The sequence below is a fragment of the Ruegeria sp. AM7 genome (assembly GCF_056535965.1).
The window spans coordinates 83,731-108,815 of sequence record NZ_JBQFJE010000001.1 but is presented as its reverse complement, the minus strand read 5'-3'; the positions used below and the strand labels follow the sequence as shown (position 1 = coordinate 108,815).

Annotated in this window: 17 protein-coding genes; 13 read left to right on the top strand and 4 right to left on the bottom strand. The window is 55.8% G+C overall.

The genetic code is table 11. The annotated features are described in order from the left end of the window. The first annotated feature begins 43 nt into the window (after positions 1–43). From ACR3EG_RS00500 to ACR3EG_RS00475, 6 genes are all read left to right on the top strand, one after another. Positions 44–583 (top strand): SEL1-like repeat protein, encoded by a 540-nt coding sequence (locus tag ACR3EG_RS00500; protein WP_234899563.1) that lies wholly within the window; start codon positions 44–46, stop codon positions 581–583. Positions 584–705: 122 nt separating this feature from the next. Then, positions 706–1,098 carry a c-type cytochrome gene (locus ACR3EG_RS00495; RefSeq protein ID WP_170356218.1) on the top strand — a complete coding sequence of 131 codons (393 nt, stop codon included), beginning with the start codon at positions 706–708 and terminating at the stop codon, positions 1,096–1,098. Between the two features lie 201 nt (positions 1,099–1,299). Beyond that, the gene (locus tag ACR3EG_RS00490) at positions 1,300–3,066 is read left to right on the top strand and encodes a PQQ-dependent methanol/ethanol family dehydrogenase (RefSeq protein ID WP_170356219.1); all 1,767 of its coding nucleotides are present in this window, start codon (positions 1,300–1,302) and stop codon (positions 3,064–3,066) included. Between the two features lie 133 nt (positions 3,067–3,199). Continuing rightward, a complete protein-coding gene (locus tag ACR3EG_RS00485) occupies positions 3,200–3,889 on the top strand; it encodes a response regulator (RefSeq protein WP_480481963.1) in 690 nt (229 codons plus the stop codon). Positions 3,890–3,934: 45 nt separating this feature from the next. Further along, on the top strand, positions 3,935–5,113 hold the full coding sequence (locus tag ACR3EG_RS00480) for an FIST N-terminal domain-containing protein (RefSeq protein WP_480481961.1): 1,179 nt from the start codon (positions 3,935–3,937) through the stop codon (positions 5,111–5,113). Beyond that, positions 5,106–7,325, top strand: coding sequence for a hybrid sensor histidine kinase/response regulator (locus ACR3EG_RS00475; RefSeq protein WP_480481959.1), 2,220 nt, complete (start codon positions 5,106–5,108; stop codon positions 7,323–7,325). Before ACR3EG_RS00480 ends, ACR3EG_RS00475 begins: the two co-directional genes overlap by 8 nt. Before the next feature lie 56 nt (positions 7,326–7,381). Here ACR3EG_RS00475 and ACR3EG_RS00470 read toward each other — a convergent pair whose 3' ends face one another. The 3 genes from ACR3EG_RS00470 to dctP all read right to left on the bottom strand — a co-directional run bounded on the left by ACR3EG_RS00470 (position 7,382) and on the right by dctP (position 11,247). Beyond that, entirely contained in the window at positions 7,382–8,698 is a 1,317-nt protein-coding gene (locus tag ACR3EG_RS00470) for a TRAP transporter large permease (RefSeq protein ID WP_480481957.1), read from the bottom strand. 42 nt (positions 8,699–8,740) lie between these two features. Next, the gene (locus ACR3EG_RS00465) at positions 8,741–10,072 is read right to left on the bottom strand and encodes a TRAP transporter small permease subunit (protein WP_480481955.1); all 1,332 of its coding nucleotides are present in this window, start codon (positions 10,070–10,072) and stop codon (positions 8,741–8,743) included. 74 nt (positions 10,073–10,146) lie between these two features. Beyond that, a complete protein-coding gene (gene dctP, locus ACR3EG_RS00460; protein WP_209196103.1) occupies positions 10,147–11,247 on the bottom strand; it encodes a TRAP transporter substrate-binding protein DctP in 1,101 nt (366 codons plus the stop codon). A gap of 320 nt (positions 11,248–11,567) precedes the next feature. Here dctP and queC point away from each other — a divergent pair, with 320 nt between their 5' ends. The 4 genes from queC to queF are packed head-to-tail and all read left to right on the top strand — an operon-like array spanning position 11,568 to position 13,811. After that, positions 11,568–12,269, top strand: a complete 702-nt coding sequence (gene queC, locus ACR3EG_RS00455) for a 7-cyano-7-deazaguanine synthase QueC (RefSeq protein ID WP_480481953.1) — start codon at positions 11,568–11,570, stop codon at positions 12,267–12,269. Further along, positions 12,269–12,622, top strand: a complete 354-nt coding sequence (gene queD / locus ACR3EG_RS00450) for a 6-carboxytetrahydropterin synthase QueD (RefSeq protein WP_480481952.1) — start codon at positions 12,269–12,271, stop codon at positions 12,620–12,622. The genes queC and queD overlap by 1 nt, the downstream gene beginning before the upstream one ends. Beyond that, positions 12,619–13,329, top strand: a complete 711-nt coding sequence (gene queE / locus ACR3EG_RS00445; RefSeq protein ID WP_480481950.1) for a 7-carboxy-7-deazaguanine synthase QueE — start codon at positions 12,619–12,621, stop codon at positions 13,327–13,329. The genes queD and queE overlap by 4 nt, the downstream gene beginning before the upstream one ends. A 20-nt stretch (positions 13,330–13,349) precedes the next feature. Beyond that, positions 13,350–13,811 carry a preQ(1) synthase gene (gene queF / locus ACR3EG_RS00440; protein ID WP_170756028.1) on the top strand — a complete coding sequence of 154 codons (462 nt, stop codon included), beginning with the start codon at positions 13,350–13,352 and terminating at the stop codon, positions 13,809–13,811. Between the two features lie 59 nt (positions 13,812–13,870). Here the strand turns inward: queF and ACR3EG_RS00435 are convergent, their stop codons facing one another. Beyond that, positions 13,871–14,752 carry a LysR family transcriptional regulator gene (locus ACR3EG_RS00435; RefSeq protein ID WP_209196107.1) on the bottom strand — a complete coding sequence of 294 codons (882 nt, stop codon included), beginning with the start codon at positions 14,750–14,752 and terminating at the stop codon, positions 13,871–13,873. Between the two features lie 485 nt (positions 14,753–15,237). Between ACR3EG_RS00435 and ACR3EG_RS00430 the strand changes: the two genes are divergently transcribed. From ACR3EG_RS00430 to ACR3EG_RS00420, 3 genes are all read left to right on the top strand, one after another. Continuing rightward, complete coding sequence (locus ACR3EG_RS00430; protein ID WP_480481947.1) at positions 15,238–15,792, top strand: toxin-activating lysine-acyltransferase; 555 nt, start codon at positions 15,238–15,240, stop codon at positions 15,790–15,792. A gap of 78 nt (positions 15,793–15,870) precedes the next feature. Next, a complete protein-coding gene (locus ACR3EG_RS00425; RefSeq protein ID WP_480481946.1) occupies positions 15,871–24,753 on the top strand; it encodes a beta strand repeat-containing protein in 8,883 nt (2,960 codons plus the stop codon). 65 nt (positions 24,754–24,818) lie between these two features. Continuing rightward, positions 24,819–25,067 carry a hypothetical protein gene (locus ACR3EG_RS00420; RefSeq protein ID WP_170356233.1) on the top strand — a complete coding sequence of 83 codons (249 nt, stop codon included), beginning with the start codon at positions 24,819–24,821 and terminating at the stop codon, positions 25,065–25,067. Positions 25,068–25,085: the final 18 nt, after the last annotated feature.

Sequence of the window (25,085 nt, the reverse complement as noted above, 5' to 3'; positions counted from 1 at the left end):
TGGGCCGACTACTGTAAACTGTCGAAAACCGGAGGGTACTGCCATGATCCGCATTGCTGCGTTTTTTTTGCTTTTGGCGTCTGCAGTCACGGCGCAGACCGTCGAGGACGAGTACGGAACGCTTAACCCGCAGGACACGGGCTGGGGCAAAGTCCTCAGCAACATCGACAATGGCGTAACCGATATGACCACCTGCGCTTCGGGTTACTACATGACAAAGTCAGGCCGCCACGATCTGGCGCGACGCTTGTTTCGCACCTGTGCCGAAGCAGGGTACACCGGTGCAATGACCTGGATGGGTCAGTTGGATAACAATGGGCTGGCCGGACCCTATGACCCTGATGCAGCGGCGGCATGGGACAAGCGCGCCGCCGATCTGGGCGATCCGGTGGGCAAGTTCAACTATGGTCTCAACCTTTTGCGTGGTCACGGTGTGACAAGGAACGAGGAACTGGGTCGGGCCTATGTTGACGAGGCCGCACAGGACGGCCTCAGGATCGCCAAACGCCTTAGGGATTCGGGCTATGATCCCAACGAAGTCACACCTGACGCTGACGAGTGGAAATACGCACCTCTATTCTGAATCCAGTTTTTTTTCTGAGAACTACGACTAAAGGATGATGCTCTTCCTCGGTTTTATTGACCCACGTCAAGCCGGTATCGATGGCCGCGGATTTACAGTTCGGCCAACGTTAGGAGGACCACATGAAACATCTTACCCTGCTACTCGGCCTCGCCGTCAGTTCCGTTACGACAGCGCCAACACTTGCTCAATCCACGTTCGACCGAGTCAAGATTGAGGCGGGCGAGACGCTCTTTTTCTCTGAATGCCGACGCTGCCACGCGCCAGATGCAACTGGTCCAAGTTATGGGCCGCAACTTGACGGTGTCGTTGGGCGCAAAGCAGGGACTGTAGAAGGTTATCAGTATTCGGATGCTCTGGCTGGTTCCGGTATCGTTTGGACACCGGCCGCTCTGCGGGCATGGATGGAAGACAACGACGGCTTCATGCCGGGCACCAAGATGCGGCATGTCGGCATCGATGATCGCACGGTTCAAGACTTTATTCTGGCATATCTAAGCAGCATCTCAGACTAGAACCGAGCGTTGGCCGAAGCTGATCAGAAAAATTGGTTTATCCAGAATAATTGACGATCGCGCTTGAAAGCCATGATTTCCGCCCTACGACCATTGTGCAATTTCACCACGAGTTCTGCCCGCCAATAATACTCTCGCCTGCAATCCCGATGCGTCGGAGATTCGGCGCGGAGGAAAGACATAAGTCTAGGGAGGACACAGATGAGTCGGTTTATCATGGCAACTGTTGCAAGTGTTATTGCAGCAGGCGCGGCCTATGCAGAAGTTACCGAAGACGATCTGGCCAATGACCAAACGATCACCACGCAAGTCGTAACCAACGGTATGGGGCGGCACCTTCAGCGCTATAGCCCACTGGACATGCTTAACAAGGACAACGTCAAAAACCTGCTGCCGGCCTGGGCTTTCAGCCTTGGAGGGGAAAAACAACGCGGACAGGAAACCCAGCCGCTGATCTATGACGGCATGATGTATATCACCGGCTCTTACTCGCGCCTTTATGCGATTGATCTGGAGACCGGTAAAGAGGTCTGGCAATACGATGCCCGTCTACCCGAAGGTATCCTGCCCTGTTGTGACGTGGTTAATCGCGGGGCCGCAATATACGGCGACAAGATAATCTTCGGAACGTTGGATGCTCGGATTGTGGCGCTGAACAAGGACACTGGAGACGTTGTCTGGCGTGATAAGATTGCTGATTACAAGGCAGGATATTCTTATACCGCTGCTCCATTGATCGTAGATGGACTGGTGATCACCGGCAATTCCGGGGGCGAGTTTGGCATCGTCGGGGCCGTTCAAGCGCGCGATGTGAACACTGGTGATCTGGTCTGGGAACGCCCGGTGATTGAAGGCCACATGGGCACGTTGAATGGTGAAGAAAGCACTATGACCGGAGAGCTGAACGCAACGTGGCCCGGTGACATGTGGAAAACCGGTGGTGGGGCGACCTGGCTGGGTGGGTCTTATGATGCGGACACGGATACGCTGGTCTTTGGCGCGGGCAACCCGGCGCCTTGGAACTCGTGGCTGCGGGACGCAGGAACTCCGACTGAAGGCAACAAAGGCGACAACCTCTATGCCGCCAGCCGTATTGGGATCGACCCAAAGACTGGCGACATCAAGTGGCACTTTCAAACCACCCCGCGCGAGGGTTGGGATTATGACGGTGTCAACGAAGTCGTGGCCTACACGGACCGTGATGGGAACAAGCGTTTTGCCACAGCGGATCGCAACGGTTACTTCTATGTTCTGAACCGCGAAGACGGTGCTTTCGTCTCGGCGACGCCTTTTGTCAAAGACATTACTTGGGCCGATGGCGTGGATGACACGGGTCGCCCGATCTTTGTCGAAAACAATCGTCCCGGTGACCCGGCTGCAGCAGCCGATGGTAAGAAAGGTGAGGTTATCTTTGCCTCGCCGTCCTTCCTGGGCGGCAAAAACTGGATGCCAATGGCCTTCTCTCAAAACACTGGCAATTTCTATGTGCCTTCAAACGAATGGGGTATGGATATCTGGAACGAGCCGATCACCTACAAGAAAGGTGCCGCCTATCTGGGCGCGGGCTTTACCATCAAGCCCAATTACGAAGACCACATCGGTTCTCTTAAAGCCATCGACCCGGATACCGGGGAGTGGAAGTGGGAGTACAAAAACGACGCGCCGTTATGGTCAGGTGTGATGACCACTGCCGGTGGCTTGGTGTTCTTTGGCACACCCGAAGGCGAGTTCATCGCGCTGGATGATGAGACCGGCGAGAAACTCTGGTCGTTCCAAACAGGGTCCGGGATTGTCGGCCAACCTGTGACATGGGAACAGGACGGCGAGCAGTATGTCTCGATCATCTCTGGCTGGGGTGGCGCAGTTCCGCTTTGGGGCGGCGAAGTGGCAAAGAAGGTTAACTATCTGAACCAGGGTGGCACGCTTTGGACTTTCCGATTGCCCAAGGAGCTGGCCTCGGCAAATTGATCTTCTTCGTAACTCATGACTTTAACGCGCGCCTCGCTTGGGTGCGCGTTTTTTATACGACTTTCCGCCAGTTGGCGTGACTCTGTTCTCTTGCTACGCTTTGGTAGGTTGGGCAACATGATTGCAAAGGCCAATGCGAATGCTTGCAAATGCCGTCGGGCAAAACGATTTCGAGAATGTGCTGATCGTCGATGATCATCCTTTGTTTTGTGACGCTTTGTCGATGACATTGCAAAGCGTGGCTCATATCCGCGAAATCCATACCGCCGACCGTCTGGAAGATGCGCTTGAGATGATTGCGGGAGGTTTGAAGCCTGATGCAATCATGCTGGATCTTAACTTGCCTGACGTTGACGGATTGGATGGGCTTGTCCGTCTGAAGGCCGTCGCAAATGCGCCTGTGATCGTAGTGTCTTCAATGACGGACAATCGGGTGATTAGCCAGGTTATTCAAGCGGGTGCGTCTGGGTACGTTCCAAAACACAGCCAGCGTGACGTCTTTCGAACCGCGTTTGAAACCGTTCACGCGGGCAATGTCTTTTTGCCGGATGGATGCGTTCTGATCGATCTGGACGGCGCAGATGAACAAAGCGATGCAGTCGGGCGGCTTGCAACGTTGACCAATCAGCAGTCCCGTATTCTTCAGCTGATCTGTGAAGGCAAGCTGAACAAGCAAATTGCCTATGACCTTTCGATCGCCGAAACCACGGTCAAAGCGCATGTCACTGCAATCATGCGCAAGCTGGGTGTCCAAAGTCGTACGCAGGCCGTTTTGATAGCAAAGAAAGCGTCCTTTGCCAGCGTCTTGCAAGAGTCGAGTTAAGCTGCATACTCACAGAAAATCGTCGCGCTTTAGGGAGGAGGCTCGATGGACCAAGCTGTCGGGTGGGCAACGGCTCCGACCCGCGCGCCAGGTATCGTAAGAACTGCATGTGTGCCATACGACACCGAAGACGCGGTCACCGGACTATTGAAGACTTTCGGTGCCGGAGAGTTATCTCTGGTCATTCTTTTTGTGACGGACAGAGCTGACGCTGCATCGGTTATTGCAAAGGCAGCCGAAGCCTTTGCGCCCGCGCCAGTGGTTGGTTGTACAACAGCCGGTGAATTGGCGGGGGCCGGCTATACCGAAAACCAGATCGTGGCCATCGGGTTGCCTGCATCACATTTTGACGCTCGCATCTTGCCAGTACCTGATCTGGATACATTTCTGGCTAAGGATCTGATTCATCAGATGATCCGAAACCGCAATGAAATGACGGAGGCAAATCCTGACTGGCACCACGAATTCACCTTTTTATTGATTGACGGGCTTTCAACAAAAGAAGACGCGCTGACTTCAGAACTCGCGTTGGGGTTAGGGCCAGTTCCGTTGTTTGGGGGTTCCGCCGGGGATGGAACGGATTTCGAAACAACTTACGTTCTGCACGACGGACAGGCATTGGAAAATGCTGCAATCCTGGCGCAAATACGAACTCGATGTCCGATAAAGGTTTTCAAGACAGATCATCTTGTGCCAACAGCGCAGCGGATGGTCGTGACCAAAGCCGACCCCGCCCGGCGGATCGTTCGTGAGATCAACGCAGAACCTGCCGCGCGCGAATACGCCCGAATTCTGGGCAAAGACCCCGAACAGTTGACGACCTTCACCTTTGCTGCGCATCCGGTCGTCGTACAGATTGGCGGGCAGCATCACGTTCGGGCCATTCAGCGCGTGGATGAGAACGGGGATTTGGTGTTTTTCTCGGCCATCGACGAAGGATTGGTTCTGACTTTGGCTGAACCTCGCGACATGGTCGAGCATCTCGAGCAAGAGATCGAGGGCCTAACAGAAGCCGAGGCTCCGGATACGATTCTTGGATGCGACTGTATTCTCAGGCGTCTGGAAGCGCAGGAAAAACAGATGACAGGTGCTTTGTCTGCAATCCTCGCCGACAATCACGTGGTTGGGTTTTCTACTTATGGCGAGCAATTCAATTCGATCCATGTCAACCAAACGTTGACGGGGGTTGCGATATACCCGCCGGAAGAGGATCGACATGATTGAATCCCTGATCAACCCGGACGACCCGCCAGACCGGCAGAATGAAAAGCTGTTGAAGATCGCCGAGGCACTGATGCGCAGGGTTGAGGAATCGACTGATGCAAGCGGCGCGGCTTACGCACAGTTTCAAAGGGCTGCAGTGCTGGAACAAGAAGTCCGCGCCCGGACATTCGATCTTGAACGTGCGCTGGATTTGCTGAACGATTCCAATGCTCGTCTGGCTCAAGCCAATCAGGCAACAGAGGCGGCGCGGGCGGACCTCGCGAATGCGATAGAAACGGTGCAAGAGGGCTTTGCCCTGTTCAACTTGGAAGAAGAGCTTGTGCTGTGCAACAGCCGCTTTGGTATACACATGCCCGATATCCAGCCTCATCTGGTGCCTGGTTTGCAATTTACCGAGTACGTTGAACTGGTCAGTCGCTCTCGGTTTTTGTCACTCCCCGAGGCAGTGTCGCCGTGGGACTGGGCAAAACGTCGTATCGCGCGCCATGCGGATGACCACGTTGTTTTTAACGTCAGGTTGAATGGCAATCGCTGGATGCAAGTCTCTGAACATCGGACACCCGACGGTGGTACCGTGATCTTGCAAACTGATGTCACGGATATCATGCGTATCGAACGTCAGGAAAGGGACCGCATTCTTGACGACAAGGCCCGGCTTATCCGCGCCACTCTGGAACATATCGATCAGGGTGTATGTATCTTCGACAGTAAGCTGAGGCTTATTGGCTGGAACAACCGGGCCAGTGAATTGTTGGCAATCCCAAATGCACAGTTTCAGATGGGTGCGCAGTTCAAAACTCTGTTCAATCGCCTAAGCACCACAATCCGCTTTGCACAGGGCGTAAGTGACGCAGACCTGCTTGCGTGGGTAAACCGAACGTCCGAACGGCCACCGTTGAGGTTCGAGATGCATAGCGGTCGGGCAAAGATTCTATCTGTTTTCGCGCAGGAAATGTCCGACCGGGGATTTGTGATCTCGTTCACCGATGTGACCGCTGAGCGTAAATCTGCCCAGGCGTTGTACGACTCCAAAGCCTTGCTGGAACAGCGCGTCGCAGCCCGCACCGAAGAGCTTGCGGATGCGCTTAAGGACGCGGAACGGGCAAATGCTTCGAAATCACGCTTTGTTGCCGCCGCAAGTCACGACCTGCTGCAACCGCTGTCGGCGGCTAAGCTCTACGTTGCCACTCTTGGAAGTGGCTTGAACGAAACAGACGCGAGGGACGTGGCCGCCAAGGCGGAAAGTGCACTTAGCAGCGTTGAACATATTTTGGATGCGCTTCTTGATATTTCGAAACTGGATTCAGGACGGGCAACTGTTCATTTGTCGACATTGCCAATAGATGACGTGTTTTCGCAGCTCGAAGATTCCTTTCGTCCGGTCGCACAGGCCAAGGGATTGGAGCTGCGCGTCGTCTCTTGCGGCGCGCTGGTTCAGAGTGATGCAAGTTATTTGAGGCGCATCCTGCAGAACCTTCTGTCAAACGCCATTCGCTACACTGAAGCAGGCAAGGTACTGGTTGGCGCCCGGCGTCGAAAAGACTCTGTCGTGATCGAGGTTTGGGATACCGGTATCGGAATTGCACCGGATCAGAGGGATATCATCTTTCAGGAATTCCAGCGGCTTCATTCGGATGCCAGCGCTGCCGAAGGAATGGGGCTTGGGCTGGCCATCGTTGAGCGCGCGTGTGTCCTGTTGAAACATCCTATGAAGTTATGTTCCGGATTGGGAAAGGGGTCGGTCTTCTCGGTAGAGGTGCCTTTGGCTAAACCGGCGTCTCATTGTTATGGCCGGTCTGCTGATTTGGCTTCGCCAGACACCAAGGTTCTGACGCGCGCGGTTGTTTTGTTGATTGAGAACGACGAAAATCTGCGCACGGCGTTGACCATGACAATGGAATCCTGGGGCGTGCAGGTTTTGGAATGCGAAAGTCAGGCACAAGCGGTTGGCTTGCTGCAGGAAATTGGCATTCTTCCGGATATTGTGGTTGCCGACTACCAGTTGAACAAAGGTATGACCGGAACTGAGGCGATAGACGTGTTATGGAAGGAATTCGGTCCATTACCTGCCTGTGTGATCTCGGCTAATCGTTCGCCAGAATTGACCGAGTATTGTGAGGATGTGGGTCTGCCTTTGCTGCGAAAGCCGATTGACGCTCGCCACCTGAAATCAATTATCGAAACCGCACTTAAAGGCGCGTCCGCCGCTTGATTGTGCCAAGGTTTAACGACCGCGGGCAGAGATTTTACTCTGCCCGCGCCTGACGTCTATCCGTAAACAATGTTTGGTAACCAGGTCACCACCCAAGGGAACAGCATACAGATCACCAACCCGACAATTTGAAGGAACAAGAACGGCAAGGCGGCTTTGAAAATGTCCGTCATTGGGATCGACGGTGGCGCTACACCGCGCAAGTAGAACAGCGCATAGCCGAAAGGTGGTGACAAAAAGCTCATCTGCATGTTCACGAGGTACAGAACCCCAAACCACAGCACCAGATCGTTGGGGTCGTCAAAGCCGAAGGCTGCCGCCCCCAGCGCCTTGATGATTGGCACAAAGATCGGGACACACAGCAACAGGATGCCGACCCAGTCCAAGAACATACCCAGAACCACCAGCAGAATCTGCATCACGATCAGGATACCCCAAGGGCCCAGACCCGCGCCTTGCATAGTCTCTTGGACGAATTGCTGACCGCCTTCCAGAACGTAAAGTCCCACAAAGATCGTTGCACCGAACATGATCCAAATCACCATAGCCGAGGCTTTCAGAGTGGTCAGACATGCCTCGCGCACTGTGGGCCAGTCCAGCTTGTTGTGGATAGCGGCCACGATGAAGGCGCCGAAGGTGCCGATACCCGCCGCCTCAACCGGAGTTGCAACGCCCGAGAAGATCACGCCCAGAACAATTACGATCAGCGCGATGGGCGCGGACATCTTGCCCAGCAGGCGCATTTTTTCTCGGTTCGAGATACGCTCGTCAACCGGGATTGGCGGGCCAAGCACCGGGTTGATATAGGACCGCACCACCACGTAGATGATGTACATACCCGACAGCATCAGGCCGGGAATGACCGCGCCGATGAACAGCTCCCCAACCGATTGTTCGGCAACAACGGCGTAGATAATGGCCAGAATGGAGGGTGGGATCAGGATGCCCAGCGTCCCCCCGGCCATGATCGAACCCATGGCGATCTTTGTGTCATAGCCGCGTTTCAGCATGGCGGGCAGGGCGATGATGCCCATCGTCACCACAGCTGCGCCGATCACACCCACCATCGCCGCCAGAACGGTCGAGGCGATGATTGTTGCCGCAGCCAGACCACCTTTAAGCCCACCGAGCACCTTGTAGATCACATCGAACATGTCGTTGATGATCCCGGCCCTTTCCAACATCGAGGCCATAAAGATGAAAAGTGGAATTGCGGATAGCTGATAGTTCGTCATCAGCGGGAAAATCCGGCTGGGCACAATGTTCAGTGCACGCGCATCCCCCAGAACGAACAGGAAGACACAGGCCAGACCTCCGGTCACAAAGGCCAGCGGCAGACCTGCCGTCAGCAGGACCAGAAGCGAGCCAAACATTACGAGCGTCAACAGCTCGATGGACATATCAAGACCCATCGGTCAGTACCCCCGTGCAATCGTTCGGATGTCTTTGGACAGTTTCGACACCCCTTGCAAAATCAACAGAACCGCGCCTACGACCATCATCCATTTCATTGGCCAAAGCGGGATTTCCCATTCGTTAAAGCTGATCTCACCCCAGCGGATGTTCGGATCGGTCCAATCGCCAAAAGTCAGCGCGCCGAACATCTGGAAGAAGCTCATCTCGCCCCGCGCCCAGTCCGAGACAACCGAGTTGCCGGTCGGAACAGCGATCGCGTCCATCGCAAAGATGTAGGACGTCACCAGCAGTGTTCCGGCGAAGATGAAGAAGAAGATCGAGGTGAACAGGTCCGCCCACGCCCGTTTCGGCTTGGTTAGCGGGGCATAGAAAATGTCCACACGCACATGGCTTTCGGTCAGCATCGCATAGGACCCGGCGATCAGGTACTGCATTCCGAACATCAGATACATGGATTCATGCGCCCAGTTTGTGGGGGCGTTGAAAACATAGCGGACGATCACTTCGTAGTAGTAGACGAATACCGCGATTACGGCCCAATAGCTGACGAACTCACCTGCATAGAGAGACAGGCGGTCAATCCAGTTCTCGGCATAATCCTGATCAGCCTTACGTGCGCCGGGGTCCATTTCCGCAGCCCGTGCAGCGGTTTCTTCGTCAATCTCCATCTCGGGCTCATGCGGGTCCGCAGCCGCCTTGGCGCGCGCACTTGCGACAAGGCGCGGTAGCATCAGCGCGTCAATCGCCAAGAAGGCGAGGATCGTGAAGAACGCATAACGTGCTACCGAACTCCACAAAGCGCGATTGGCACCGCTGGCCTCGGCCAGAGGCTGCGCCTCGGCCAGAGCGGTTTCGGATTCGGCCAGACGTTCGCGCCCGGTTTCAATGGCCTTCTCGGCCCGCTCCAGAGCACGCTCGGCTCGGCGTTTTTGCAATGCTGTCCCATCCTGCGCAGCCTCGGCGGTGGCGCGGAGGTCTTCCAGTCCTTCTTCGGCGGTTGCAACCCGGTCGGTTTCGCGCGTGATCGTACGCTCGGCTTGACGGACGATGTTGACCGCATTCGAGAATTCGTTGCGGGCCGTTCGCTCTTCGCCATTGGCATAGAGGATCAGCAGGAAAACTGGCAGATAGACCAACCCCAGTAAGCTGCGCAGGTAAAAGCGGTGCAGGCCCAGCATTCCCCCGGTGACAAGGATCAGATAGCCCAACGGTAACCCGTAGGTGCGCTGTTCGGGTTGGGCTTTGCGTGCCAGCACCATGGCCAGGGCCGGAAAGGCGATCAGCCCGACCCAATATAGCCAGTGCGGCAGCGTGAAATCGACGCTCGGCATAGTACGTTCCGAATTCCAAGGAAAAGGCATGCCCGCGCGAAATTCGCGCGGACTTTTGGTTAGGCTTCAGCGGATTACAGGTCCAACGTATAGCCTTCGATCATTTCAGGCGTCACATAGCCCAAGGAACCCGACATCATGTAGTCAAGTTGGATCTTGAAGACCCGCGCCGCATCTTTGTCGCGGTTGGCATATTTGAACCAGATCGGCACGGCGACCTCGGTCATCAGCTCGACATCGTCCTGCGACAGGCGCGTGATCTCGGTGCCTTCCGCTTCGAACTTTTTCCAGGCTTCCTGGTCTGCGGCCTGAATGGCGGCGTGGTGCAGGTCGGAATAGACATGGGTTTCCATTTCCACGAATTCCTGCATCTGTGGGCTCAGCTTGTCCCATGCGGTCTTGCCAACCGTGATGTCCATGATGTCAACCGGCTGATAGACCGACATAAAGCCCGGAGGGCCCATCACGATGTAATCGGTCACCTGGCTGAAGCCCAGAGCGTGGTTCACTGCGGGGCCCACAAAGTCAGCCACGTCGATAGTGCCTTTTTCCAGCGCTGGGAAGATTTCCGAGCCCGGTAGAACGGTTGTCTCAGCACCCAGTTCCGAGAAGACCTCGGCCACCATACCGCCGGGCAGGCGCATTTTACGGCCTGCGAAGTCGTCAACCGAGCGGATCGGAACCTTCGAGTGGATGATGTTCGGCCCGTGATGCACCGGCCCCACAAAGTGCAGACCCTGACGGCCAAGCAGCTCACGCGCGATGTCGATGCCGCCCAGACCGTAATAGAACGTGTCATATTCATGCGGCTGACGCAGCCCCAGCGGGTATGAGCTGAGGAAAACGGCGGCAGGGATGATGCCCTGATAGTAGATGGTGAACGGGTTGATAGCGTCCAGCACACCGTTCTTCACCGCGTCGGCCAGTTGGAAATCCCCAACCACGTCATTGGCGCCAAAGGCCTGGAAGGCCAGCTCACCGCCGGTTTTTTCTTCGATCGTTGCGCACCAGTCCTTGAACGTCTGCAGTCCAATACCGCCAGGCCAAGATGTTTGAATCTTCCAGGTGGTGGTTTCACCCGCTGCGGTCGCGATGTGAGGGGCCGCCAATGTGGCCGCACTTGCACCTGCAATAGTTCTAAACGCGCTGCGGCGCGTGATGAGCTTTTTGGTCATTTCTTCCTCCCATTGATCATCGCCATGCACGTGTCAGGCCATGTCGATGCGAGGATAGCATAACCTGCGACCCAGAAATTGGTAATATTTTTTTTCCAATTAGCGCTTTGCTCACTGTTGTGTGAAGAACTGAGGGTTTCGCTATCGATGAAATTCGGGCATTCCGCCCGGCGTCGACGACGCGATTAATAGTCATGCCGAAAACGTGTGCGGCGGTGTGAATTGGGTGTTTCGTTACCGCTTGCCAAGTCCAAGACCTCTGTATAACAGGGCGCATCCCGGTCGCAGCCTACCCGGGTAACAAAACAAGGGTTCAAAATATGAAAACGATCGTAATCTGCTCGGGCGGGCTGGATTCGGTATCTTTGGCGCATATGGTTGCGCAGGATCACGAATTGGTGGGCCTGATCTCATTCGACTATGGCCAGCGTCACCGCAAAGAGCTGGACTATGCTGCGCTGTGCGCGCTGCGCCTTGGCGTTCCCCATGACATCATCGACCTGCGCCCCGTTGGGGCGGTTCTGACCGGTTCGGCGCTGACCGATGATGTGGATGTGCCTGACGGGCACTATGCCGAAGACAGCATGAAAGTGACCGTGGTGCCCAACCGCAATGCCATCATGCTGACCGTGGCCTTCGGTGCCGCTGCCGCACGCGGAGCGGATGCGGTGGCCACCGCCGTGCATGGCGGGGATCACTTTATCTATCCCGATTGCCGTCCGGCCTTCACCGAGGCCTTTGAGGCGATGCAGAAACTGGCGCTGGATGGATATGCCGATGTCTCGCTGTTCACGCCGTTCGTCCATCGCAGCAAGGCCGACATCGTGACCGAGGGCGCGCGTGTGAACACCCCCTTTGCGCAGACATGGTCCTGCTACAAGGGTGGTGACAATCACTGCGGGCGCTGCGGCACCTGCGTCGAACGGCGCGAGGCGTTCCATCTGGCGGGTATCCCCGACCCAACCATCTATGACGACCCCGATTTCTGGGTGGCCGCCACGGCACAGAAGGAAAGCGCCTGATGTACCGGATTACCAAGGAATTCCACTTTTCTGCCTCGCACCAGCTGAGCCATCTGCCCGACGATCACCAATGCGCGCGGATGCACGGTCACAATTACATCGTCGAGGTTGAACTGGCTGCCAAGGAACTGAACGCCGACGGGTTTGTCCGAGACTATGGCGAGCTGAAGCCGCTCAAGACCTATATCGATGAGACGTTTGATCATCGCCACCTGAATGATGTGATGAACATCCTGACCACGGCTGAAAACATGGCGCGTCATTTCTATGACTGGTGTGCTGCACGTTGGCCGGAAACCGCCGCCGTTCGGGTCAGTGAAACGCCGAAAACATGGGCCGAGTATCGCCCATGAATCGCCTGCGCATTGCCGAGATTTTCGGCCCCACGATTCAGGGCGAAGGCGCGCTGATCGGGGAACCTACCGTATTCGTGCGCACCGGCGGGTGCGATTACCGGTGCAGCTGGTGCGACAGCCTGCATGCGGTTGATACTGCCTATCGTCATGACTGGGCGGCGATGACCACTAATGCGGTCTGGAGCCGGGTGCGCGACCTGTCGGGCGGGCGGCCTTTGACCGTTTCGCTGTCGGGTGGCAACCCTGCCATTCAGGACTTTGCCCCTCTGATCACGTTGGGACGGACAGAGGGTTATCGGTTCGCCTGCGAGACGCAGGGCTCCATCGCAAAACCGTGGTTCAGCGAACTGGATACGCTGGTTCTTAGTCCCAAACCGCCCTCCAGCGGGGAGACGGTGGATTGGGCTGCGTTCGACGCCTGCCTGTTGGCTGCTGGAAACGGCCCCAAAACAGTGATGAAAATCGTGATATTTGACGAACGTGACTACGCTTGGGCCCGTGCCGCGGCGGATCGCTATCCGGCGCTGCCACTGTATCTACAGCCGGGCAATGAGGCGGTCGACCCCAAGCAGCCCGTCGATCCGCAAACCCTGTCGGACCGGTTGCTATGGCTGGTCGAGAAAGTCACCGCAGATGGCTGGTTCACCCCTCGGGTGCTGCCGCAACTGCATGTCCTTTTGTGGGGCAACAAACGCGGGGTTTAAAACCCCATCAGGAGAAGACAATGGAAACCATCTACAGCGACCTGACCCAATTGGGCGGGAAAACCGAACTGCCTACCTCGCCCGAGGCGGCAGAACTGGAACGGGTACAGAACCCGCAGGCCGATATCGACTATTGTGTGCGGTTCACTGCGCCCGAGTTTACCTCGCTGTGTCCGATGACGGGGCAGCCGGATTTCGCGCACTTGGTGATCGACTATGTGCCCGGTGATTGGCTGGTTGAATCAAAATCGTTGAAGCTGTTTCTGGGCTCGTTCCGCAATCACGGTGCGTTTCACGAAGACTGTACAGTATCCATCGCACGTCGTTTGGTTGATTTTCTGAACCCACGCTGGTTGCGGATTGGTGGGTACTGGTATCCGCGCGGCGGCATCCCCATTGACGTATTTTGGCAGACCGGGGCCACTCCAAACCATGTCTGGATTCCCGATCAAGGCGTGCCTCCTTATCGCGGACGCGGCTAGTTGCCAGACACGCGCCACGGAATACCCATGCGCGCCGCGGCGCTTGTACTCCAGAGAATTCACAACGTGGTTGTGGTGAGACGATCCAGATGGCTGTCAATAATACTTAGAACTCGACGCAGATTTGCCGCAGGCTCAGCCTGGTTTAGGCGATGAATATAGAATTGACCGAAAGGTTTGAGCCTATCGTCAATGTAGTGCAGGTCACTGGCCACAGGCAGATTGTGAAGAAAGATATCCCCTACATACCCCAAACCAACGCCAGCTTGCACCGCATTCAGATAATTGCTCAGGTTTTGAGTCTGGTAGATCGGCCGAAACCTGTATGATGATTTTTCGAAATACGCCGAGAAAATCTGCGCTGGCTGCCATTGTTCGTGCCAACCAACGATAGGGACAATGGGACGCGCCAGAAGGTCATCTACATCGACAGACTTGGCCGCGACCCAGCGAACGTCAAATGGCCAACTTTTTTGGGTTAGCGGGCTGGGCACCTCCCGATTGCAAATATAGCACGCATCCAAATTGCCCTTTTCCACGGAAGCCAGCAGGTTTTCTGTGTCATCTGTCGAGATTGAAAGTGTCGTGTCAGCCCGGCCCAAACCGAGGCTTGCGATCGCTGAGCCCGAGCACAGGTTTTCCAGGCTGGCGGACACACCGATCCGGATGACTTTCCCGACTTGGGTTTGCGTCAGCACCGAGATTTGATCCAACTCATTCTGGATCGTAAGGCATCGCTGATACAACAGCTCGGCCTGCGCGGTCAGCCCCGAGTGCGGTGTCTTATCCTTGAACAGTGCAAATCCAACTTGATCTTCCAGCAAGCGAATCCGATTGCTGATCGTAGGCTGAGATCGCCGGAGCATCTTTGCGGTTTCTGAATATGACTTCACCTGACACAAGGTCACAAACGCTTTCACGAGGTCAGTCGATATTGGCATCTTTTGTTTCCTGATAGGGGCGTGAGATAAAAAAGACGAATCAAAAAATAATTTGAGTATTGTGAGCAAAATTATGCGGTATTGTGTTCATGTCTTTCTCCATCCCAATTGCGCTACTATAGTTCCAAAATGATCCTTTTTACTTTCAGGGAAGCGGCCAATATAGCCCCAAAACAGATCAAACTACTTTGCGCAATTAAATAAACACGCGAGAGCCAATATATATTCACGCGCAATCGAAGAAAAATTCAAAATTATTATAAACATAAATTTATCATATAGTTACAGTGCAGCTCTTCCGAGCTGGAAAGCAAAGATACACATAGTTTTCGATGCTAACGGCTAAGTTAAAGTTTTTTCAATACCTCATTCAACTTTCGAATTTGACTGCTGCAGTTGCTTCGTAAAGTCTTGCCTAAAATCTACGCCACTTTTCTCTCACAAAGTTGTGGAGAGCATATGTGGTCACCTGGGTGGAGAAGAAGATGACGGTTATGCAGAATATGAACCAGCATGCAGATGGTGAAATAGCTGGTTATTCTTCAAATGAAGAACCGTCTTTAATTAACGGTCCCAATTCGAATGCGGCGGGAAAATACGGCGAGAACGAAAGATTTAAATGCCAGCAAATCGGAGAGGTTTGCTTGGTATTGTCCCGCTCGCCCCACTATGCACCGATGCCCCTTCGGCACTTGGGTGAACGGTTCATCTTTCCGATGAGCATTGGTCAAGGTCGTATTTTCAAGGATCGGAATGGAAAGCCATTTGGCATTCTTAGTTACGCTTGGTTGTCCGACGAGTTGAGCGAAAAAATGAGGCTACAAGGGCCGTTTGAGCTGCGGCCTGAGGATTGGAATTCGGGCAGTAACCTTTGGTTTATGGAATTTGCAGCGCCCTATGGGGGTACTCGAAAAATGACTCGGGTGATGCATGACTTCGTGCGCGACACGTTTCCCGACGTTCAGTTTGTTTTGGCGCACAGAGTTAAAAATCAAGGGCGCGATATCCGCGTCGCCAAGTTCCACATCATTCGAAACTAAACAACACACCAGGGACACGGCCTGGCTGCGGTGATGCTGCTCACCCGTCCAGAGCGTTAACAAAAGGGATACGGTATAATGGGTTCTTCCTACGAGTCATTCTACAGCACGACCTACGATAACGGCCGCTACGCGCATATCGACGACGTGGGCGATATTTATGTTGAACACTACGGCAGCAACAGCACCATCAGGATCACCAACACTTTCGACATCGAGAACCTGATCATCCATGGTGACAACAACACCATCTATCTGGATGATGTTGAATACATTTACAATTTTGACGCCCGGGGCAACAACCTGGACATTGATATCAGCCGTATTCGTGAAGATAATATCTCGCAGGCAGACGCCAATATCGAGCTGTGGACATCGGGGTCTGACGTTAACCTTGTGGACGGCTTCAACCTGGAGCTGTGGTTTCATGACAATGGCGTCAATGGGAACAACAATATCAGTATTGTCGACTTCTGGAATATCGATGTCGACCTTTGGGGCAACTATAACTCTCTATATGCTTACGACGTTGATGATGTATGGCTGGATGCCTATGGGGGTGGTCAGACGATTACCATCATCGACGCCTTCGATATCGAACGCCTCTATATATCGGGCGGTGACAACTATGTTTACCTCAACGATGTAGAGTTTGTGACCGTCGATATTCGCGGCGGCAACAACACCTTGAATCTATATAACGTCGCTGAGAACGGGATCTCGTTCGCAAATTCTGACGTTGATATCTACGGCGGCAGCAACACCCTGAACGTAGACGATATCTTTGACCTAGATTTGGATATTCGCGGCGGGTTCAACACCATCAGTGTCAACAACGCCACTGATATTGACATCAACACCCATGGCTATGGCGAAAATAATATCACATTGACCGATGTGGATGACGTGACGCTGCATTTGGTCGGACGCAACACCACCCGTATTCACTCGACGGCCGAGTTCAGCGCCGATATCACCGTGCATGGCGGCACGGGAACCAACCACATCACCACTGCGGGCGGGTTCGAGGCGACAGTCAACACCTATGGCAACACCGATGATACTGTCATTGCAGGGGCTGGTGGATCTTATATCTACACGCATGGCGGGAACGACTATATCGACTCGACCGGAGCGTTTAAGATCAATGTCTATGCAGGGGCAGGCGACGACACGATCATTGCCCGTGGAGCGGATGCCTATATTGATGCAGGCAGCGGCCACAACACGATTACCGCCAGTGGGGTCGGTGTGGGCGTTGTTGCCGGGTCTGGAAATGACACGCTGACAGTTGATGCCGCCATCGGTTACGCCAGCCTTGGCGATGGTCACAACACAGTGAATTTCAACGTGGGTGTTGGCTCGGTCACGGTTGGGTCCGGCGATGACACAATCAACGTCAACGCGGCAGGGGCTGCGATCAACGCGGGCGAAGGCAACAACACCATTCGTTTCAACGGCTTTGCCGGGGATATCTCGGTGGGCAGCGGCAATGATACGGTTCACGTGAACGCAGCGGGTGTCCGCCTGAATGCTGGCGAAGGGGATAACTCGATCCATTTCAACGGGTTTGCGGGCGATATCACCGTTGGTGGGGGCAACGACAGAATCTATGTGAACGCTGTGGGTGTCGGCATTGACGCCGGTGAGGGCAACAACCATTTCGACGTGCGCGCGTTGGGGGCAAACCTGACCGCAGGCAGCGGGAATGACAGCGCTTATGTTGGAGCCGCTGTTGGTGTTCTGGATTTGGGTGAGGGCAACAATACGATCGAGTTGCACGCAATCGGAGGATCTATCCGAGTCGGGTCTGGCGACGACACGATCCTTGCGCGGGTGGTCGGAGCCTCGATCGACGCAGGTCATGGGAACAACCTCTTTGACGTTCAAGCCGCGGGCGCAAGCCTGACTGCGGGCGATGGCGACGACACCGCGTTTGTTGGGGCTGCTGTTGGCTTGCTGAACCTGGGCGGGGGGAACAACGTTGTCGAACTGAACGCAGTTGGTGGCAACATCACGGTAGGCGATGGCGACGACACATTCGTAGTCAACGCTTTGGGCGCGGATCTGAACGCGGGCAACGGTGACAATATCATCACCGCAAAGGGCTTTGGCTTTTCGGCGGAAACCGGGTCAGGCAATGACCGTATCTGGTCCTTGGGCGTAGGCGGACAAGAAATTGACAGCGGTGATGGCAATGACATTGTCACCGCCTATGGCGGGGTCAACGTGGTCCATGCTGGGCATGGCCACAATCAGGTCGAGGTCGCGGGTGGCCTGAACGTCGTACAAGCAGGCTACGGCAACAACGTGATCGACGCTTACGGCGGCGCAAACGTGGTTCTTTCGGGCCACGGCAACAACGACGTAGACGCCTTTGGCGGCGCCAATGCCGCTTTCCTCGGGGATGGAGACAACGAAGTCGTCGCCGGCGGTGGCCTCAACATCATCGCGGTAGGGGATGGCGAAAACAACATCTTCGCCGCAGGGGGTCTGAACATCATCCTCGCAGGCAACGGAGATTCCAGCCTGAACACCCGCGCGCAGGCGGTCACCAATTCTGATCGCGGCGCAAATCTGGTCGAGAACGGCTCGTTCGAGCTGGGCACCGATATCGGAACCGGTATTTCTTTCCGCGTCCCTGATGGCTGGACGCAATCCTTCGGCCAGTTGGAAATTCACGACACTTCCATCTTTAACGATCAGGTCAGCCCGTATGGGTTCTCGGCTTCGGACAGCGGACGGCACATTCTGGAACTGGACGGCACGCGGAACTCGGGTGTGTACCAGGATATCGACACCCGTGACGGGGCGACCTACGAGATCACGCTCAGCTATCGCGGGACGACCACCGTGTCGGTGGAAAGCAACACGATCGAAGTCTGGTGGGATGGCGCAAAGGTTGGCGAGATCGCCTCAACCCATACCGATTGGCGCGACTATTCCTTTGCGGTCACCGGCGGCGACACCTCGCGGCTGGAACTGCGCGCAGCGGGCAACTCGGATCTGCTGGGCGGAGCCGTTGACAACGTGCGCGTGAATGAAATCCTCGGCACCCGAGACATCGGTGACGGCGTTTTGGATGCGGATTTCAACGCAAACGCCGCTGAAAACGTGCAGGATCTGTCGGAAAACATCGTTCAGAACGGGTCGTTCGAGCTGGGCACGCAGGCAGATACCGCCATTTCGTTTTATGTGCCGACGGGCTGGACACAATCCTTTGGACGGCTCGAAGTCCACAACACCAACTTGATCAATGACAGCATTAACCAGTTTGGCCACAGCGCATCTGGCCATGGCGACCACATTCTGGAATTGGACGGAACCGAGAATTCAGGAATTTACCAGGACCTCAACACGCGGGCTGGTCTCGAATATGATATCACCATCAGCTATCGCGGAACGACAACGGTATCCGCGGAAAGCAACTCGATCGAGGTTTGGTGGGCCGGGCAACTGGTTGGGACGGTTGCAGATACCCACACTGATTGGCGCGACTATACTTTCCGGGTAACAGGGGCGGATACATCACGTCTTGAATTCCGGGCGGCGGGAACATCCGACCTGTTGGGCGGGGCCATCGACAACGTACGGGTTGTTGCGAATTCGCAAGCAACCGACGGTAACCTTCTGACCAATGGCAGCTTTGAACAAGGTAACTATGGCGATGCCAATTTCGGTCTTGGCCTGCCAGACGGCTGGACATCGTCCTTCGGCACACCCGAGTTCATTAAACTGGCAAACGCAGGGTACGGAGATGCCGCCGACGGCGACTATATCATCGAACTGGCCGGCGGTGCGGTCAATGGTGGCTTTGGTTCGGGCATTTACCAGGATGTCGACACCAATTCGGGCAGCACCTATCAGGTCTCACTGAATTTCCGGGGACGAGATGGTGCAAACGGGGCGGACAACGCAATCGAGGTCTGGTGGGACGGTGCTCAGGTCGGAGTGATCTCCGAGGCGCATTCGGATTGGCGGACTTATACGTTCGACGTGAACGGCGCGGCCGGGGATACGTCGCGGCTGGAACTGCGTGCAAATGACAGCACCCATCTGGGCGGGCTGATCGACGATGTGCGCGTCGTCGAGACCGGCGAGCTGAACGCAAACCTGACCGCTGGCCTGAGCAATCCGGGCGCGGGTGACAATCTGATCACCAATGGCAGTTTCGAATTCGGCAATTACGGCGATGCCAATTTCGGACTGTCTCTGCCCTATGGCTGGTCCTCGTCCTTTGGCACGCCTGAGTTCCTGAAAACCAGTACAATTGGTCTGGGTGCTGCTGCCGACGGAGAGTTTGCTCTTGAACTGGCTGGCGGTGCAGTCAACGGCGGATTTGGCTCGGGCGTTTATCAGGATGTCGACACCAGCTCGGGCGAGACCTACCAGATTTCGCTGAATTTCCGAGGACGGGATGGCGCAAACGGGGCGGATAACGCGATCGAGGTCTGGTGGGACGGCGTACAGGTCGGAGTGATTTCCGAGGCGCACACGGATTGGCGGACCTATACATTCGAAGTCTCGGGCGCGGCCGGTGACAGCTCGCGGCTGGAGTTGCGCACAACTGACAGCACCCATCTGGGCGGGCTGATCGATGATGTGCGCGTCGAGCGTGTCGTTGACGGTGCGCAGCCTGCAGCCGATGAGCCCGGCAATGACATTCAGGCTTACGGCGTTGGTAACCTTGTGGTTAGCGGCAGCGGCAGTGACCGCATCGTTGCGGGAAGCCTGTTGAACCTGGCAGCGCTTGTTGCAGTGGATGCCGCTGCCGCCAGCGACGATAGCGGGCTGGTCGGCAGCCTGTTCGGTACGTCGGATGGCACGGCCTTTGGAGAAGATCAGGCCGGGTCCATTCTGATCAACGCGCTGGCCAGCGTGACCAACCTGGCCAACGTGGTCATCGCGGGCAATGGCAACAACCAGATCAAGGCTTATGGCGGGCACAACCTTGTGCAGGCCGGAGAAGGCGATGACGACATCACCGCGATCGGCAATGCCAACCTTGTGGTGGCCGGTAATGGCAACAACGATGCGCAGCTTGTCGGCTCGCTCAACGCCTATTGGGGCGGCAGCGGCGATGATGAGATCGACCTGATCGGTGGAAACAACATCCTGCTGCTGGGCACCGGCGACAATACCGTGACTGGTCTGGCGCTGGGGCAAAACCTGATCGTGGGCGGCGGCAATGCAGGGGATACCGATGACATCGTGATCACCGGCAGCTCGAACTTCCTGTTCCTGGGCAGCGGCACCAATAACGTGCTGACCATTGGCCAGAGCAATATCGTTCTGGGCGGCGACGGCGAGGACACGATCTTTGCACTTGGCAACTTCAACTTTGTCAACGCAGCCAGCGGCACAAACAGCATCGCGGTGGCCGGTGTCACCAACTATGTACTGGGTGGCGACGACAACGATCAGGCGCTGGTCCTGGGCGGCAATAACGTGTCGCTGCTGGGTAATGGCAACAACGACGTGATCACGCTGGGCTACAGCAATGTGGTCTTCACCGGATCGCACAGCGACACGGTATACGCCGGAGGTCGCTACAACGCGATCTCGACTGCGGCAGGTGAAGACACGATCATTGCCGCAGGTCAGGCCAATGTGGTTCTGTCCGGTGCCGATGACGATTTTGCCACCATCGCAGGCCAGCGCAACTTTGCCCTTTCAGGCACTGGGGACGACGTGGTCGTCTCGGTCGGCCAATACAATATCCTTTTGACCGAAGCCGGGGACGACACCGTTCTGACTGCGGGCAAGGACAATTTCGTGCTGACAGCCAGCGGTGACGATACCGTTGCGGCCTTTGGTAAGTTCAACCTTGTGGCTTCAGGCAGCGGCTCTGACGTTGTGATTGCCTTTGGTCAGACCAACTTTGTTGTGACAGACAATGAAATCACGATCGACCCGCAAGAGATCGCCGATTACCAAAAGCGCGTCAAAGACAAGAAAGAGGCCGACAAGACCGCAGCGGATGCGGCTGATCGAAAAGCCAAAGGCCTGCCGGAAAAAACTGCGCAGGAAACACCAACCAGCTCTACCACCAACACGGCCAATGCCACGGGTGTCAGCACCAAATACGAAGACAAGGATATCGGAGCCAGCTTCACAGCCGGTATCGCTGTATCGGGGTCGGCTTCGGTGCTGTTTCCCGATCTCGAATTCTCGACAGAAGGGGTGCCGGACGTCTACATCCCGGGGTTCAGCACGCCGCAAATCAATCTGGATATTCCCGATATTCCGGAACTGCGCAGTCGGCCTGATTACCAATATGGTGAGTTGGGCGCCTATGGCCTGCCAGAAATCAGCCTGCCGGACCTGACGATCCCCGACCTGACAGTCGCCGGGCAGGCTCTGCCCAGCTTGTCGCTGCCCGATGTGTCAGATTTCGGGTTCCGCGATGACGGGTTGGATTTCGATTTCACGCTGGATATCGACTTTAACCCCAGCGCTTACGCCGAAATCAGCAATGTCTACAAAGACCTTGTCGGCGTCGAAAGCGCGGACGGGAAGGCGGGCATCTTCAACTCGTCCAACGGAATTCGCCTCAGCCCCAACAGCGGCAATGCGGAATTCCAGGCCTATACCGAACAGCGCGGCGATGTCGGGCCTGCAAGCGGGGGCAACAACACCTTCTTTACCGGCACCGATCTGGCCAATTCGCCCTCAATCACCGGCACGGCCAATGGCGGCTATCAGGTGTTGCAGACCGAGGATGAGTTCGCCGTTCAGGTCAATCCTGCCGAAGCCGCGCCGGAAACCGCACCACCCACGACAATCAGCCTGCCAACCTTTACTCTGCCTGAAATCTCGGTGCCCTCTTTTGCCATCGGCGGAGCAGATCTGTCGGGCCTGTCGGATATCGACACCATTTTGGGAGGACGCGAGTTCTTTGGTCTGTCGATCCCCGAATTCGACATTCCGGCCGAGTATCTGGAAATTCCGGATTTTGATTTGGACGACTTCGCCAGCCGCGATGCGGTGACGCTGGGCGCGCAGACCTTCACGATCCCGGAACTGGCCTTGCCTACGGTTGCAGGCGTCAACTGGGCGCAACGGTTTGGCAGCTTTAACCAAACCTACAACTTCCTGCAAACCGATGCGGATGGCGGCGAAGGTGACATTGCAGTGGTCGGTGGGCGCGAAAACCGTGTCTACACCGGCGGAGGCGACGACGCGGCGCTGGTTCTTGGCAAAGCCAACAGTGTCTATCTGGGCGCGGGCAATGACGCCGCCGCCGTGTTCGGGACCGAGCGCAACTTTGTCAACGCAGGCGCCGGTGCGGATATATTGCTGGCCGTGGGCAAGACCAACAGCCTGAATGGCGGGGCGGGCAACGATATTGTCTTTGCCATCGGGGAATCCAACACCGTCCGCGGCGGCACTGATCCCACACCCGGCGTGACCGACGACAACATTCTGATCGCCATCGGTAAGAAGAATGACATCGACTCGTCCAACAATGGCAATGATCTGAATGACGGCATAGACGTGGCCATCGGAATCGGGGCGGAAAACAAAGTCCGCACCGGGGGCGGAAATGATACCGTCCTGAGTGTCGGGGTGAAAAACGACATCGACTCTGGTGGTGGCAACGATATCGTGGTCAGTATTGGCCAGGAGAATACTGTCAATCTGGCGCGCGGCAGCGATGTGGCCCTGGTGCTGGGGGTCAAAACCGAAATCTCCGGCGACAAACAGTCTGACTCAAATGGCGATGACATCATCTTTGCCTTGGGTGGTCGCAACAAGATCGAAGGCAACGGAGGCAATGACAGCATTTTTGTTGCCGGTCTCTATAACACGGTACTGGCTGGTGGAGACGACGATCTTGTGGTCAGCACTGGATCGCGAAACCTGACCTCGTTGGGGTCGGGTGATGATATCGGCATCACCATAGGTGTGGCCAGCCTGACAACAGGTGGTCTTGGGGATGACACCATCATCAATGTCGGCGCGCGCTATGCCAGCCTTGGGGGTGCTGGGAACGACGTGTTCCTCGGTATCGGCAACGGATATCTGGATGGTGGCGACGATCAGGACGTCTTCCTGAACTTCGGGACCGGGACGTTGGACTTCCTGTTCAACGCGGGGATTTCGGTTGTGTCGGAAGCGCTGGCGAATGTGGTTGGCGCCCTGGATACAGTGCTGGAATCCTTCGAAGTCAGCGGTTCAGCCGCGTTGGGCGGGGTCTTCAGCTTTGTCGAAAACTCGGTACTGAACGGCGGCGCGGATAACGATGTGTTTGTGGCGGGCTTTGGCAACTCGGTGGCCTTTGGTGGCAGCGGCGCGGACCAGTATATCTATACGCTGGGCAGCGGGCGCTTTGCGGTCAGCGACCAGATCCAGACCAACCTGCAGGACGGCGCATCTGCTCTGACGGGAACAACAGCCGAAGGTCTGTCGCAATTGTCCAACGGCGATGACGCAGCATTCGGCACCTATTTCGACGACGTCGAAAACGGTGTGCTAGGAGATGCCTCGGGGTCCGCCGCATCGGTTCTCAGCAATGATGCTTTTGTGGACGTGCTGATCTTCCGAACTGCCAACGGGGATACCACCGATATCACTACCGACAACCTTGTCTTCTCGGATGCGGATGACACGATTGACGTTGTGGTGGGCGGGGCCTCGCTGGGTCAGGTGCAGATCAACCAGTTCGGCAGTGAGGACATAATCCGCGTCGTGGATCATGACAGCACCTCAGAGATCACGTTTGGGCAGCTCATTTCAAGCTCGACTGATGCGCAAGACCCGTTCACCGAGTTTGATGTTGTTGCCGCAATCCAGTCCGGAGTTGATGCAACGATCGCGTATCTCAGTGAAGGCGTGGCCGATCTTGCAGCCAGTAACACTTCCGCAACACGCAGTATCGAAAACGGTGCTTTCCAGGAAGTTTCGTCAATATACGACGATCTGTCGATCCTGAGTAGCGACAATCTGGTCTTTGTCTGATCCTCCCGGCTCGGCGCGTTGTCCTGCGCCGGGCCACTAACATCCCTCTGCGTAAGGAGCGTTAAATGCAACACGTTTATATTGATGGCATCACGGATATCTCGACGATCAACGGAGTAGTACGTGTCACTTGTGGGTGTCTGAAAAAATCCGCGACCGAGGGGGAAGCTCCGGCAAGCGAAAATACCCTGATGATCAACATGTCGCTTCATGCGCTTCTGCAATGCCATGCGCAGATTTCAACCATGATCAAGGTGCTTGAAGAGAAAGAAATATACAAACACGTGGAAAAAACGTCCGAAACCGATGCCTAGGCGGAGTTGGATTTTCAA